At 63.2% G+C, this 13,905-nt stretch carries 17 protein-coding genes; 5 read left to right on the top strand and 12 right to left on the bottom strand.

Translation table 11 applies throughout. From position 1 onward, the window contains the following. The first annotated feature begins 81 nt into the window (after window positions 1-81). The 3 genes from AC1C2Q_RS16870 to AC1C2Q_RS16860 are packed head-to-tail and all read left to right on the top strand — an operon-like array spanning window position 82 to window position 2,239. Entirely contained in the window at window positions 82-1,740 is a 1,659-nt protein-coding gene (locus AC1C2Q_RS16870) for a sodium:solute symporter family protein (protein ID WP_495431637.1), read from the top strand. Continuing rightward, window positions 1,740-1,871, top strand: coding sequence for a putative transporter small subunit (locus AC1C2Q_RS16865; RefSeq protein WP_495451068.1), 132 nt, complete (start codon window positions 1,740-1,742; stop codon window positions 1,869-1,871). The genes AC1C2Q_RS16870 and AC1C2Q_RS16865 overlap by 1 nt, the downstream gene beginning before the upstream one ends. Window positions 1,872-1,897: 26 nt before the next feature. Next, a complete protein-coding gene (locus AC1C2Q_RS16860; RefSeq protein ID WP_495428588.1) occupies window positions 1,898-2,239 on the top strand; it encodes a cupin domain-containing protein in 342 nt (113 codons plus the stop codon). 82 nt (window positions 2,240-2,321) lie between these two features. On the opposite strand, the gene AC1C2Q_RS16855 is transcribed toward AC1C2Q_RS16860, so the two are convergent. From AC1C2Q_RS16855 to rplU, 10 genes are all read right to left on the bottom strand, one after another. Beyond that, the gene (locus AC1C2Q_RS16855) at window positions 2,322-3,011 is read right to left on the bottom strand and encodes an SDR family oxidoreductase (protein WP_495428587.1); all 690 of its coding nucleotides are present in this window, start codon (window positions 3,009-3,011) and stop codon (window positions 2,322-2,324) included. A 1-nt stretch (window position 3,012) separates the two neighbouring features. Beyond that, window positions 3,013-3,399: a ribosome silencing factor gene (gene rsfS / locus AC1C2Q_RS16850; protein ID WP_495428586.1), complete on the bottom strand. Its 387-nt coding sequence runs from the start codon at window positions 3,397-3,399 to the stop codon at window positions 3,013-3,015. Further along, window positions 3,399-4,439 (bottom strand): hypothetical protein, encoded by a 1,041-nt coding sequence (locus AC1C2Q_RS16845; protein WP_495451067.1) that lies wholly within the window; start codon window positions 4,437-4,439, stop codon window positions 3,399-3,401. Before AC1C2Q_RS16845 ends, rsfS begins: the two co-directional genes overlap by 1 nt. Continuing rightward, window positions 4,436-5,038: a nicotinate-nucleotide adenylyltransferase gene (gene nadD, locus AC1C2Q_RS16840; protein WP_495428584.1), complete on the bottom strand. Its 603-nt coding sequence runs from the start codon at window positions 5,036-5,038 to the stop codon at window positions 4,436-4,438. Before nadD ends, AC1C2Q_RS16845 begins: the two co-directional genes overlap by 4 nt. A 5-nt stretch (window positions 5,039-5,043) precedes the next feature. Then, entirely contained in the window at window positions 5,044-5,268 is a 225-nt protein-coding gene (locus tag AC1C2Q_RS16835) for a hypothetical protein (protein WP_495451066.1), read from the bottom strand. A 52-nt stretch (window positions 5,269-5,320) separates the two neighbouring features. Beyond that, window positions 5,321-6,574, bottom strand: a complete 1,254-nt coding sequence (locus AC1C2Q_RS16830) for a glutamate-5-semialdehyde dehydrogenase (protein ID WP_495451065.1) — start codon at window positions 6,572-6,574, stop codon at window positions 5,321-5,323. A gap of 48 nt (window positions 6,575-6,622) precedes the next feature. Further along, window positions 6,623-7,426, bottom strand: a complete 804-nt coding sequence (gene proB, locus AC1C2Q_RS16825; RefSeq protein WP_495451064.1) for a glutamate 5-kinase — start codon at window positions 7,424-7,426, stop codon at window positions 6,623-6,625. Continuing rightward, window positions 7,423-8,934, bottom strand: a complete 1,512-nt coding sequence (gene obgE / locus AC1C2Q_RS16820; protein WP_495451063.1) for a GTPase ObgE — start codon at window positions 8,932-8,934, stop codon at window positions 7,423-7,425. The genes proB and obgE overlap by 4 nt, the downstream gene beginning before the upstream one ends. A gap of 110 nt (window positions 8,935-9,044) precedes the next feature. Further along, window positions 9,045-9,305: a 50S ribosomal protein L27 gene (gene rpmA, locus AC1C2Q_RS16815; protein ID WP_495428579.1), complete on the bottom strand. Its 261-nt coding sequence runs from the start codon at window positions 9,303-9,305 to the stop codon at window positions 9,045-9,047. Window positions 9,306-9,325: 20 nt separating this feature from the next. Next, the gene (gene rplU, locus AC1C2Q_RS16810) at window positions 9,326-9,634 is read right to left on the bottom strand and encodes a 50S ribosomal protein L21 (protein ID WP_495428578.1); all 309 of its coding nucleotides are present in this window, start codon (window positions 9,632-9,634) and stop codon (window positions 9,326-9,328) included. A 212-nt stretch (window positions 9,635-9,846) separates the two neighbouring features. Between rplU and AC1C2Q_RS16805 the strand changes: the two genes are divergently transcribed. Continuing rightward, window positions 9,847-10,116, top strand: coding sequence for a DUF4031 domain-containing protein (locus AC1C2Q_RS16805; protein ID WP_495428577.1), 270 nt, complete (start codon window positions 9,847-9,849; stop codon window positions 10,114-10,116). Here AC1C2Q_RS16805 and AC1C2Q_RS16800 read toward each other — a convergent pair. Continuing rightward, a complete protein-coding gene (locus tag AC1C2Q_RS16800; RefSeq protein ID WP_495451062.1) occupies window positions 10,078-12,531 on the bottom strand; it encodes an Rne/Rng family ribonuclease in 2,454 nt (817 codons plus the stop codon). The two genes, AC1C2Q_RS16805 and AC1C2Q_RS16800, sit on opposite strands and share 39 nt — an antisense overlap. Before the next feature lie 281 nt (window positions 12,532-12,812). On the opposite strand from AC1C2Q_RS16800, the gene AC1C2Q_RS16795 reads away from it, so the two are divergent. Continuing rightward, window positions 12,813-13,424 carry a vitamin K epoxide reductase family protein gene (locus AC1C2Q_RS16795; RefSeq protein WP_495451061.1) on the top strand — a complete coding sequence of 204 codons (612 nt, stop codon included), beginning with the start codon at window positions 12,813-12,815 and terminating at the stop codon, window positions 13,422-13,424. A gap of 63 nt (window positions 13,425-13,487) precedes the next feature. On the opposite strand, the gene ndk is transcribed toward AC1C2Q_RS16795, so the two are convergent. After that, window positions 13,488-13,904, bottom strand: coding sequence for a nucleoside-diphosphate kinase (gene ndk / locus AC1C2Q_RS16790; RefSeq protein WP_495451060.1), 417 nt, complete (start codon window positions 13,902-13,904; stop codon window positions 13,488-13,490). Window position 13,905 lies beyond the last annotated feature (1 nt).

Raw genomic sequence — 13,905 nt, 5'->3', positions numbered from 1 at the left:
GCTTCTGTCGCATCAAAGACGAGAAAGTGAGACCCGGTGGGCGACCTCCAAACACTGTCAGGACCAATCGTGATCCTGCTCATGCTGCTGTTCTTCGGCGGCAGCCTGTACATGTCCATCCGCATCTCCCGGAAGAAGGAGAACGCCGACGGGTACATGACTGGCGGCGGCAAGATCGGATTCGGCATCTCGGCCGCATCCATGACTGCGACCTGGATCTGGGCATCATCAATGTATGCCTCGGCCACGTCCGGTTACACCTACGGCATCTCCGGCCCCATTCACTACGGGCTCTGGGGCGCGTTGATGATTCTGCTCATCTACCCCTTCGGCCGACGCATCCGCAAGGTGGCGCCAAAGGCGCACACCATCGCCGAGGTCATGTTCGCCCGGCACGGACGCTCCAGCCAGCTCATGCTCGCGGGCTCCAACGTGCTCGGCAGCATCATCAGTCTCACCTCCAACCTGATCGCAGGTGGCGCGCTCATTTCGATGCTGTCGCCGTTCACGTTCACGCAGGGCATCGTCGCAATCGCGATCGGCGTTCTTGCATACACGCTGTGGTCCGGATTCCGCGCGTCGGTACTCACCGACTTCGCGCAGGTTCTGGCGATCTTGGGCGCGGTGGCGATCATCGTCCCGGTGATCTTCTTCGCCGCCGGCGGTCCTGACCTGTTCGTCACCGGTGCGAAAAACCTGACCCCGCAACAGGGCGACTTCTTCTCGTCCGACGCGTTCTTCAACCAGGGTGCGCCGTACATCGCGGCCGTGCTGGCATATGCGATCGGCAACCAGACCATCGCACAGCGCCTGTTCGCCGTGCGGGAAGACCTGATCAAGAAGACGTTCATCACAGCGACGTTCGGCTACGGAGCATCCATCATCGGTATCGGCATGCTGGGCGTCCTCGCCCTGTACGCGGGTATTGAGCCGATGGACGGCGACGTCAACAACCTGATCCCGCAGATGGCGGCGACTTACCTCCCGCCTGCACTGATCTGTGTGTTCTTCGTGATGATCATCGGCTCGCTGTCGTCGACAGCGGATGCCGATATGACGGCGCTCTCATCGATCGCGATGGCAGACATCTATGGTCAGAACATCGCCGGCAAGAAGAACGCCAATCCGAAGACGATGCTGCTCGTGGGACGACTGACGATGGTCGGTGCCACCGTGGCTGCGCTCTGCTTCGCGACGATGCAGTTCAACATCCTCGATCTGCTGGTGTTCGTCGGTGCGATGTGGGGAGCCCTCGTGTTCCCCGTGATCGCAAGCTTCTACTGGAACCGCGTCACCAACGTCGCATTCAGCGTCGCCGTGGCCACTGCCCTGGCTGTGTTCCTGCCTGTGCGCTTCGAGTGGATCGACCTTTCCGGAGGCTTGGGCATCGCCAGCGATGTGCTCTCCGTAATCGGTGTGGGCGTGGTGCTGGCGCTGATGTCGTTCGGATTCTTCGGACTCCGGGTGGCAGTCGTGGTCGGCATCATCTCCACCGTGGCGGTGGCTCCGTTCGGGATCGGCTTCCTGCACACCTACCCGGTGCTGTCGGGTTCGCTGGTTGCCTACGCGGTAAGCACCATCGTCTGTGTCGCGCTGACCATGCTGAACAAGAAAAAGAGGTTCGACTTCGCCCTGATCGCCCAGCGCACTGGCGAATTCGACCCTGTGGATACTGGGGTCATCGATGTTAATGACGCGGATGCCGCCGTCAGCGGCGCATTCGCAGGAAAGGACGCATGATGGAAATCATCATTCTGACCGCATACGTGCTCGTGTGGCCGGTGGTCGTCATCGGTGTACTGGTCGTGATCGTCCGTGCATTTATGAAGGACGCACGCGAAGCGAAGCGTGAGGGTCGTCAGATTATCTGACCCCTCGGAGATCGGAGAGTGCGATGATGAGCGACATGCTGGTCAATCTCCATACGCTGCAGGAACAGTTGCTGTCGACTGCGCGTGAGTCTCATGCGCGCCGCGCTGCTAAGACCGTGTACGGCGGCCGTGAGGCGATTCTGCGGCAGACAGCGATGGCTCTACTCGCCGATCAGGAACTGCCCGAGCATGACAGTCCTCCCGAGGCGACGCTGCAGGTGCTGACCGGGCACCTGCAGCTTCGCGGCCGGGATCGACACTGGGATCTCAGTGCCGGTGACATCATCCCGATTCCACCCGAACGGCACAGTGTCATCGCGCGGGAGGACAGCGTCTTTCTACTGACGGTGCGCCGCTCGGCAGACTGAAAATGGAGTAGTTGGTGGCGCCGGGCGAACAGAGCGGCGCTACCAACTGCGCAGTTGATCTCGGATCGGCGATCCGTAGTCGTTAGACGCCCGGTCGCACCGAAAGATCTGTGACCTGAGCATCGCGCGGAAGATCAAGGACCGTGAGAATCGCGGTCGCGACTGATTCCGGATCGATAAAGCGCTCCGCGTGATACTCGTTGCCCTCTTGATGGTGCACGCGCGCCTGCATCGGTGTCGCTGTGCGCCCCGGGAAAATCGAACTGACCCGCACCCCGTGCTCGGCTTCCTCGTCACGCAGCGCATCGGCGAGAGCCTTGAGACCGTGCTTGGATGCCGCGTATGCCGACCACTCCGCGTGGGCGCGAAGACCGGCGCCGGAGTTCACGAACACCACCTGCCCATGAGACACCCGCAGTACCGGCAGCAGCAGACGCGTGAGCTCAGCTGGCGCGATCAGGTTGACAGCCAACTGCTGCTCCCAGAGAGTCGGAGCAAGGTCTGCCACGCGACCGAGGTCGACAACTCCTGCAACGTGCACAAGAGAGTCAATGCGCTCCGGAAGATTCTGCTTCGACAGCGCCCACGACAGCCGCCCAGGCTGGCTCAGATCACCGACAAGTGTTGAGGCACCAGGGAACTGCGCCGCAATTTCACGGGCGCGACCGATGTCGCGTGCAACCAGCACCAACTCATCACCGCGATCATGCAGGCGGCGAGCAAGCGCGGCGCCGATGCCTGATCCGGCACCGGTGAGCAGGTGCACGCCCACGTCAGGGACGTTCGGTTACGGGTGCGGTCTCGGAGAGCTCGAAGGGCACGACTGGGCAGTCCTTCCAGAGGCGCTCCAAGCCGTAGTAGACGCGCTCCTCCGAGTGGAAGACATGCACGATCAGGTCGCCGAAGTCGAGCAGCACCCAGCGGGCCTCCGCTCGGCCCTCACGGCGCACGCGCTTGTGGCCAGACTCGATGAGTCTGTCTTCGATTTCGTCGGCGATCGCGGCGACGTTGCGCTCACTGTTTCCGGTGACGAGCAGGAAGATGTCGACGAGCGGAAGTGGTTCCGACACGTTCAGTGCGACAAGGTCCTCTCCGCCTTTGGATACTGCGGCGTCTACTGCGAGCTGCAGCATCTCTTCGGCTGTTTCAGGTGACTGCATTAGGAGAGCACATTCATGGTGAAGGCGATGACCAAGGCCGCCGCCAGGACGAGCGCCAGACCACCGGCGGTAATCGCCAGGATCAGCATGAGCTTGTTGCCTTTTTCGGGCGCCGGCGGTCGGATGACCTCGCCGGCAGGTTTGATCGTACTGATCGCAGCGCTGGCTGCGATCGGGGTCGGGGAGGATGCCGGCGGCAGCTCACCGTCAATGAGAACGGCGTCGACTTCCTTGCCGTCTGTAGTACCGTGCGCGTGGCCTTGCGAGCCGATTCCCTGGGGCAGCTCGTAGCTGCCGGTGACCAGCACCTCACCAGTGGACGCGACGGGGCCGGAAAGCGAACGTTCGCCCGCCGACGGAGTAAAGATCAGTGTGTTCGGTGCGAGGTTCTGCGAACCGCCTGAGCCCGAGGTGATCAGATCATCAAACGAAGGGCTGAAGGTGGGCACATCAGACGGCTCATTGATCAGGCCACGGCCGAAGGTCGGGCTGACGATGGGACGCTCTCCGGTGACTACCGGCTCGGCGACGAGAAGTTCATCGTCGGCATCGTCGGCATCGTCGGCGTCTTCAGCAGTGTCAGTGGCGGTGTCACCAGCAGTGATAGCGGCACTGACCGGCGCGACATCGACAACTTCTTCGTCGACGTCATCGTCGTCTTCCACCACAACAAGGTCATCGCTGACCAGCTCATCGGCGACCGGTACTTCTTCGATCGGCTCTTCTGCGATCGGCTCTTCTGCGATCGGCACGGATCCAGTGCGAATCTGCTCCTGCTGACGCACCCGACGGCGGGTCAACGGCGCATCGCTTGACGCGACGTCGGTACCAGGCTGAGGCGCGGGCGGGACATCGGCGGTCTCGGGTGGGCTCGACGGTGCAGCTTCCGCTTCCGCTTCCGCCGCGGCCGCGGCCGCGGACTCAGCCTGAGCCGCAGCAGCTTCATCCTCAGTGATCACCGGCGTGGAGCCGGTGAGACGTATCTCCCGCAGCTGTTTGCGGGTCAGCGGCAGATTTCCCTGCTGATCCGATGTACTCATGCCTTGCTCCGATACAGATGATGCTTCGCTATGTACTGAACGACTCCGTCTGGGACGAGATACCAGACGGGTTGATCGTCGCCCACACGCTCACGGCATACTGTCGACGAGATCGACAGGGCCGGAACCTCAAGTTGGCTGACGTTCTCGCTCGGGAGGCCATCTGTGCTCAGAACGTGTCCTGGACGAGAGACCGCGACGAAATGAGCCAACTCCCACAACTCATCATGGTCCCTCCAACTGAGAATTTGCGCTACGGCGTCCGCACCCGTGATGAAGAAGAGCTCCGCACCGGGACGATCGCGCTTCAGATCGCGCAGGGTATCGATCGTGTAAGTCGGCCCCTCACGCGCGATATCGACGCGACTCACGGTGAACCGTGGATTGGATGCCGTCGCGATCACCGTCATGAGATAACGATGCTCACTCGGGGTGACGTGCGACTTCTGCCAGGGGTGACCGGTCGGGACGAACACAACCTCGTCAAGATCGAAGGAGTGCGCGACTTCACTTGCCGCGACCAGGTGCCCGTGGTGGATCGGGTCGAACGTCCCGCCCATCACTCCGATGCGGGGGGCACGCGTGGTCGTTGTCTCCATGCGCCCTAGTGGCCGTGCCCTGCCCCGTGTCCGTCTTTGCCGTGTTGCTCAGCCCAGGCGTCTGCCTTGGCTGAGTGACGGTTCGCAACGTGACGGTAGGAGAAGGTGACGAGTCCGAGGAGCGCGAAGATCCCGGCGGCGATGAGACCGAACATGAGGGTCTCTGCCTGCACGTTGCCGTGGTGCTCTGTTGCGGCAGCGACCATCGCAAGCTGTGCGACGAGGTTCATCCTGGCTCCGTTTCGTGACCGTGTGCGAGAAGACGCTCACCCATCCTATCGCTCACCCGCGCGTCTGACCTGCCCCACGCGCCAGCCACTTCGTGCTGGTCAACTCGGTAAGGCCCATCGGTCCCCGCGAATGCAGCTTCTGCGTCGAAATCCCGACTTCAGCGCCGAACCCAAACTCACTGCCATCAGTAAATCGAGTCGATGCGTTCGCCATCACCACGGCGGAATCCACCTCCGCGAGGAAGCGCTCTGCGCTGCGCGAATCAGTCGTGACGATCGATTCGGTATGGCCGGTGCTGTACTGCCGGATATGGGCGAGCGCATCATCCAGCGAGTCGACGACCTTCATCGCGATATCGAGGCTCAGATACTCCGTCGCCCAGTCCTCGTCAGTGGCAGCAATCACACCGCTGATGAGCCCTGCTACCGCATCATCTCCGTGAATCGTCACGCCCTCGCTCTGCAGCGCCCCGGCAACCAGCGGAACCAGGCGCGGCGCGGCCTGGCGAAGCACCAACACTGTCTCGACCGCGTTGCAGACACTCGGCCGCTGCACCTTGGCGTTCACGACGATGTCGCGCGCCCAGTCATCCGGTGCGGTTTCATCGAGGACGATATGCACATTGCCTGCGCCAGTCTCGATAACGGGAACTGTCGACTCGGTGACGACCGTTTCGATCAGAGCAGCACTGCCACGCGGCACGAGCACGTCGATGAAGCCGCGTCCGTGCATGAGCGCCTTCGCGCCGTCACGGCCGAAGTCATCGACGGTCTGAATTGCTTCGGCGGTGATGCCGGCTCCGTCAAGCGCATCGCGCATGATCTGCACCAGCACGGTGTTCGAATCGCGAGCAGCACTGCCGCCGCGGAGAACGCTCGCATTTCCCGAGCGCAGCGCCAGCGCCGCGATGTCGACAGTCACGTTGGGACGCGCCTCGTAGATCGCGCCGACCACGCCGAATGGCACTCGCACCTGCTCCAGCGCGACGCCGTTCGGCATGCGGTGCCCGCCGACGACCTGTCCGACCGGGTCGGCCAGCGCCGCCACCTCACGAACCGCAGAGGAAAGTGCTGCAACGCGCTTCTCGTCGAGGCGGAGCCGGTCGATCAAAGACTCGCCAATACCGTTCTCACGCCCGCGTTCGATATCGCGACGGTTCGCATCGATGATGGATGCCGCATTCGAGGTGATTGCCTGCGCGATCGCCTCAAGCGCGCGCGCTTTCTCGTCACTGGTCAGACGCGCGGTCGCGCGTGAGGCTTCTTTGGCGCGCGCAAGGCGGTCCTGCGGGGTCTCAGCGGTCATCCGGTCAGTGTACCGAGCCGCGACCCTGCCGGATCCGCGTGTGACGGTTCAGAGAGCACTGCCGGCCGTTGGAACGGCGGGTTCGAACCAGGTTCCGATGTTCTCACCCTTCAAAGCGCTGTCGACCAGATCTGCGCTGGTGACGAGCACCCCGATTCCGGATGCCGCGGCAAGTCGAGCCGCAGAGGCTTTGGTGGCTGCGCCCCCTGTGCCGACGCTGTTGACGACGGTCGTGCCGAACTCCAGACCGGTGAGGTCAGCGTCAGAGGCGATCACGTTGATCGGCTCAGCTCCGGGCTCGGTCGGCGGCTTCGTGTAGAGCGCTTCGACGTCGCTCAGCAGGACGAGTGCGTCGGCCTGGATGAGCTGTGCAACGAGGGCGGCCAGCCGGTCGTTGTCGCCGAAGCGGATCTCCTGTGTCGCCACCGTGTCGTTCTCATTGACGATGGGGATGACGCGCAGACCGAGCAGCCGATCCATCGCACGACGAGCATTGCTGCGCGACGTAGCGTTCTCCAGATCGCCCGTAGTCAGCAACACCTGACCGGCGACGATCTTGAAGGGTCGCAGCGCTTCCAGATAGCGGTAGACGAGCACGTTCTGCCCCACGGCCGCTGCCGCCTGCTGAGTGGCAAGGTCAGTGGGCTTGGCATCCAGATCAAGAAACGGGATGCCGGTCGCGATAGCGCCAGACGACACCAGCACAACCTCACAACCACGCGCATGCGCAGCCGCCAGGGCGTGCACGATCATCGGGATACGCCACGAGGACTCACCGCTGATCGAAGAAGATCCGACCTTCACGACGATGCGCTCGGCCTGCGCAAGATCCGCACGCGTACGTGCGGTCATGCGTCTTCTCCGTCGAGCTCCTCCTTGGGCGTGACCCGACGCTTGTTGTCTTCTTCGGCGCGGAATGCAGCCCTGGCATCCATCCGCTCGTAGTACTTCTCACGACGCTCGGTGGTCGTGCGACGCGGCATCGGCGCGAGCCGAGGATCAGTGCCTCGGGGCGCAGTCATCAGCTCTGCTGCCGAACGCATCGTCGGCTCCCAGTCGAAGACCCATCCATCGCCCTCGCCGATGACAACGGTTGCGCCGGGGGCCGCGCCGACCCGGAACAACTCGTCCTCAATGCCAAGACGCTCGAGACGGTCAGCGAGATAACCGACGGCCTCTTCGTTCTGGAAGTCAGTCTGCTGCACCCAGCGCACCGGCTTGGCGCCGAGAATGCGGTAGTAGGTGCCGTAGGAGCCGCCCTCGACACGGATAGTGAAGGGCTTCTCCGAGCCGCGCGGTCGGATGATGACACGTTCGGCGGGCACTTCAGCCGCTGTTTCAGCACGGTGCTTCTCGACGATGTCGCCGAGCGCGAAAGTGAGCTGGCGAAGGCCCTCGTGCGAAACGGTTGAGATATCGAATACGCGGAATCCACGCGCTTCGAGCTCCGGGCGAACGAGATCAGCAAGATCGCGGGCCTCTGGCACATCGATCTTGTTCAATGCGATGAGCTGCGGACGCTCAAGCAGCGGAATCTGCCCCTCGGGCACCTCATAGGCAGCAAGCTCAGCGAGGATGATGTCGAGGTCAGAGATCGGATCGCGACCGGGGTCGAGCGTCGCACAGTCCAGGACGTGCAACAGCGCCGAGCAGCGCTCGACGTGGCGGAGGAACTCAAGACCAAGGCCTCGACCCTCGCTTGCGCCCTCAATGAGACCGGGCACATCGGCGACCGTGTAGCGCGCCTCTCCAGCCTGAACGACGCCCAGGTTCGGATGCAACGTGGTGAAGGGATAGTCGGCGATCTTCGGGCGTGCTGCAGACACCGCTGCAACCAGGCTCGACTTGCCCGCCGATGGGTAACCGACAAGTGCCACATCGGCCACAGTTTTGAGCTCGAGGGTGACCACGCCTTCAAAGCCGTCGGTGCCGAGAAGTGCGAACCCTGGAGCCTTGCGCTTGGTCGAGGCGAGAGCAGCATTGCCCAGGCCACCTCTGCCTCCTTCGGCAACGACAACGCGCTGCCCAGGCGTAATCATGTCGACGACGGTTTCGCCGGCTTCGTTCTTCACGACTGTTCCGACCGGAACCGGAAGTTCGAGTTCTACCCCTGCGAAGCCAGAACGGTGATCCCCCATGCCGAACCCGCCGTTATCGGACGAGCGGTGTGGCGAGTGGTGGTACGCCAGCAGCGTGCTGGTCTGAGGGTCGGCAACGAGAACGATATTGCCACCGTCACCGCCGTTGCCACCGTCAGGGCCGCCGAGCGGTTTGAACTTCTCGCGGTGAACGGAGACACAACCGTTGCCGCCCTTACCGGCGCGCAGTTGCAGCGTCACCGTGTCGACAAACGTGACCATGTCTCCCTTTCATTTCCTGTGCGGAACAGGCTCAGCGACCCGCCAAGTGCGGATACGCAGACGGGGCGGGCCGAAGCCCGCCCCGTCCGGATGCTTGTGTGCTGCGAGTGTTACGCAGCTGCAGCGACGACGATGTTGACGACCTTGCGGCCGCCCTTCGCGCCGAACTCGACCGCGCCCGCTTCAAGAGCGAACAGCGTGTCGTCGCCACCACGACCGACGTTGACGCCGGGGTGGAAGTGAGTGCCGCGCTGACGGACGATGATCTCGCCGGCGCTGACCTTCTGGCCGCCGAAACGCTTCACGCCAAGTCGCTGCGAGTTGGAGTCACGACCGTTACGGGTGGAGCTTGCGCCCTTTTTATGTGCCATGTCCTGAGCCTATTCTGTGCTTACTTGATGCCGGTGATCTTGACGCGAGTCAGGTCCTGACGGTGACCCTGGCGCTTCTTGTAACCGGTCTTGTTCTTGAACTTCTGGATGATGATCTTCGGACCACGGAGGTTGGTGATGACCTCAGCGGTGACCTTGACCTTTGCCAGCTGGTCGGCGTCGGTGGTCACCGTGGCGCCGTCGACGAGGAGCACAGCGGGAAGTTCGATCTTCTCGCCCTGGGCTGCCTTAACACGATCGAGCTGAACGATCGTGCCGACCTCGACCTTCTCCTGCCGTCCACCGGCGCGCACTACTGCGTAAACCACTTGATACCTGTTTCGTTGGGGAGCTCAAGGCTCCGAAAATCTCACGGAAAGACTGTGCCTGCGTTCGTCGCAAGTCCGACGGTGCGAGCCCGGCAGTACCGCACCGACTCGTGGAAACGACTCAGTTCGCGCACCAAAGGACTACTTTACCGGATCACGGCCCCACTCGCAAAGCGAGTCCGCGCCGTGTCGCGCGGCCATAGGATCACGGGGTGACCCTACTGATCGATGACCCCATCTGGCCCGCGCACGGACACCTCTGGGCTCATCTCGTCAGCGATTACAGCTTAGACGAACTTCATGCCTTCGCACGCCAGAATGGTCTGCCGGCGCGGTCATTTGACCTTGATCACTACGACGTCCCCGAAGACACACTCCCCCGGCTCCTTGCCGCCGGCGCTGTTCACGTCGGCGGCAAAGAGCTCACGCGAAGGTTGATCGCTTCAGGACTGCGAATCCCCGCTCGCGACCGTAGACGGTGACGAGTTCACAGCAATCGGGGTACCAGTCAGTGCCGCCGTGGTCACCCGGCGACGGTTACGCCCCTGACCTGGTGCCTTAGGCTCCGGCAGAGCATCCAGCACCGAATCCAGCATTTGTTCAGCTTCAGTCTTCGGCGCCGCGTTGCGATCTGATGAACGCTTCTTGCGCGGCTTCTTCGGACGCTCGGTCGCAGCCGGATGCTCGGTCGCAGCAGGACGCTCGGTCGCAGCCGGTTGCGTGGCTTCCACAACGGGGGCTGAGGCAACCGCGGTCGCCTCAGCGACCGGAGCGAGCGTCGAGGCGGCGATCTGCGCAAGCGCGGATTTTGCTCCCTCAGGGATGCCGTGAGCCACGGGGCTTGCTGACTGCGGGCTCTGGCTCTGACCCTGCTGGCCGTTACCGCCACGCTGGCGTCGGTTGTTGTTCGTCTGCCCACCGTTGCTGGAGGTCGAGCGGTGCTTCACAACCGGGTCATGGTGCACCACCACTCCACGACCGGCACACACCTCGCACGCCTCGCTGAAGGTCTCGAGCAGTCCGAGGCCGAGCTTCTTACGCGTCATCTGCACAAGTCCCAGCGACGTGACCTCGGCGACCTGATGCTTGGTGCGGTCACGACTCAGGCACTCGATGAGGCGGCGCAGCACGAGGTCGCGGTTCGACTCGAGCACCATGTCGATGAAGTCGACCACGATGATGCCGCCGATGTCACGCAGACGCAACTGACGGACGATCTCCTCAGCCGCTTCAAGGTTGTTCTTGGTGACGGTCTCTTCGAGGTTTCCACCAGAGCCGACGAACTTGCCGGTGTTGACGTCGACCACGGTCATCGCTTCTGTGCGGTCGATGACGAGAGAACCGCCAGAAGGCAGCCAGACCTTGCGGTCGAGAGCCTTCTCGATCTGCTCCGTGATGCGGAAGGCATCGAAGGGATCGGTGTCATCCTCGTACGGTTCGACGCGCTCGAGCAGATCGGGAGCGACGCTCTCGAGGTACGCACGGATCGTCTGCTGTGATTCTTCGCCCTGAATGAGCATCTTCGTGAAGTCCTCGTTGAAGACGTCACGGACGATCTTCACGAGCAGGTCAGGCTCAGCGTGCAGGAGCGACGGAGCCTGCTGGCTCTCGACCTGCTTGCGGATGTGCTCCCACTGAGCGGTGAGGCGCTGCACATCGCGGGTCAGCTGATCCTCGGTGGCACCTTCAGCGGCCGTACGGACGATGACGCCACTGGATTCGGGCAGCACCTCCTTGAGGATGCGCTTCAGGCGCGCACGCTCGTTGTCCGGGAGCTTGCGGCTGATGCCGTTCATCGATCCGCCTGGCACGTACACGAGGTAGCGGCCAGGAAGCGAGATCTGGCTGGTGAGGCGTGCGCCCTTGTGGCCAATCGGGTCCTTCGTCACCTGCACGAGAACCCGGTCACCGGGCTTCAACGCCAGTTCGATGCGGCGGGGCTGGTTGCCGGTCTCGACACCATCCCAGTCGACCTCGCCGGAGTACAGCACGGCGTTGCGTCCGCGACCGATGTCAACGAATGCTGCCTCCATGCTGGGCAGCACGTTCTGGACGCGACCGAGGTAGACGTTGCCGATCAGCGAAGCATCGAGGTTGCGAGCGACGTAGTGCTCCACAAGCACGGCATCCTCAAGAACGCCGATCTGAGTGCGACCGTTCTTCGAGCGGACGACCATCTTGCGGTCAACCGACTCGCGGCGCGCAAGGAACTCTGCTTCGGTAACCACAGGGCGACGACGACCTGCATCGCGGCCATCACGGCGACGCTGCTTCTTCGCCTCGAGACGTGTGGAGCCCTTGATCGCCTTGGGCTCTGTGATGTACTCGACGACGCGCTGACGCTGACGCGGCTCTTCACGCTGGCGCGGCTCTTCACGCTGTTCATCGCTGTCTGCGCTGCCACCACGACGACGGCGACCACGACGGGCCGAGGGCGAGTCGTCCTGATCGGCGTCGCGCGTTTCTTCGCGATCTTGATCGCGGTCACGACCTGGGCGTGTCGGAAGCGGTGCGATCACAGGCGCATAGAAGTGCAACTGTGTGGAGACCTGCGAGACGAAGACCTCTGGGATCAGCCCGAGCGACACAGCCGTGAGCGGTCCAGGCTGCACCGGCTCAGCGATCGGCGTTTCCACCTCAGGCTCGTCGACATCCGGGGTGTCCGCTACAGCGTCAGCGGGGGTGTCCGCCGCAGTCTCAGCGGGGGTGTCCGCTGCAGCGTCAGCGGGCGTGTCCGCCACAGCGTCAGCAGGCGTGTCCGCCTCCGCCTCAGAGTCCGACGCAGCCTCGGCAACGTCGGCCTCTTCCGAGACGGGAAGGATTTCCTCCGGTGTTACCGGAGCCTCCGCGTTCTCGTCGAGGGTAGGGGTGTTGTTGTCATTGTTTTCATCGGCCATCTCTGGCGTACTCCCTGCGCGGGGCAGCGGGTGCTCCGCGAAATCTCATGCGGCACCCGCGGGTGCCGCGAACTCACTCGGTATGCGACCGGCTCGTAGCTCTGGTCGCGAGGGGCATTGGACCCCAAAGTCTGCGTCGATACTTCGTGCGGCGGTGCCGCGCTATGTATCAAAGGTCATTATCGCACCATGTTGGCCAGTTCGCGGCATCCGAGGCCTGCGACACGTCTTCACGGGGCCGTTCACGCCGCATCCATAGCGATCGCTGAGATAATTCGGAAATGAGCGAGCAGCGCACCCGCCCCGTTTTCTATGCCGTCTGGCTGATCATCGCCGGAGTGGTCGGATGGTGGGCAGCATTCCAGCTCACTGTCGAGAAGTTCACACTGCTCGCAAACCCCGAGGCGACCTTGAGTTGCGACTTCAGTTCGTTCGTCCGCTGCGACGTGAACCTTGATTCCTGGCAGGGATCGGTGTTCGGCTTCCCTAACCCGATCCTCGGCCTCACCGGCTGGATGGCACCGATCGTGGTCGGCGTCGCCGTGCTCACCGGTGCACGTTTCCCGCGGTGGTTCTGGGCAACGTTCGGCGCGGGCATCACCTTTGCGTTCGCATTCGTATGCTGGCTGATCGCCCAGAGCATCTACGACCTCGTCGTGCTGTGCCCGTGGTGCATGGTCACCTGGGCTGTGACGATCCCGACCTTCTTCGCCACCATGTTGCACCTGTTCCGCAACGGCACGTTCAGCCGCTCTGAGAAGGTTCAGCAGCGCGCCGGCCGGCTCATGGCGTGGGTGCCGCTGGCCACGATCCTCGCTTACGCGATCATCGTCGTGATGGCGCAGCTGAAGGGCATTGACTTCCTCGGTGAGATGGCGCGCATCCTCTTCTGAATTCCACCCGAACGACGAAGCCCGCCCACACCATGATGTGGACGGGCTTCGACGTATGCGGATTCAGCTGAACCAGATGCCGAGCTCGCGGGCGGCGGACTCGGGGCTGTCCGAACCGTGCACGAGGTTCTGCTGCACGGCGAGGCCCCAGTCACGGCCGAGGTCGCCACGAATCGTGCCAGGAGCGGCACTGGTGGGGTCGGTGGTGCCGGCGAGAGAGCGGAAGCCCTCGATGACGCGGTTACCGGCGAGGCGGATCGCCACGGACAGTCCGGACATCATGAACTCGAGAAGCGGCTCATAGAACGGCTTGCCCTCGTGCTCTGCGTAGTGCTCCGCAAGGCGGTCACGGTCAGGCTCGACGAGGCGGATGTCGACGAGCGCGTAGCCCTTCGCCTCGATACGGGCGAGGATCGATCCGGTCAGGCCGCGCGCAACGCCGTCCGGCTTGACGAGGACAAGGGTTTCTTCGATGGCCATG

The organism is Microbacterium sp. Y356, assembly GCF_059445355.1.
Note: the sequence above shows the minus strand (reverse complement) of the source record. Positions and strands in the feature narration are given on the sequence as shown.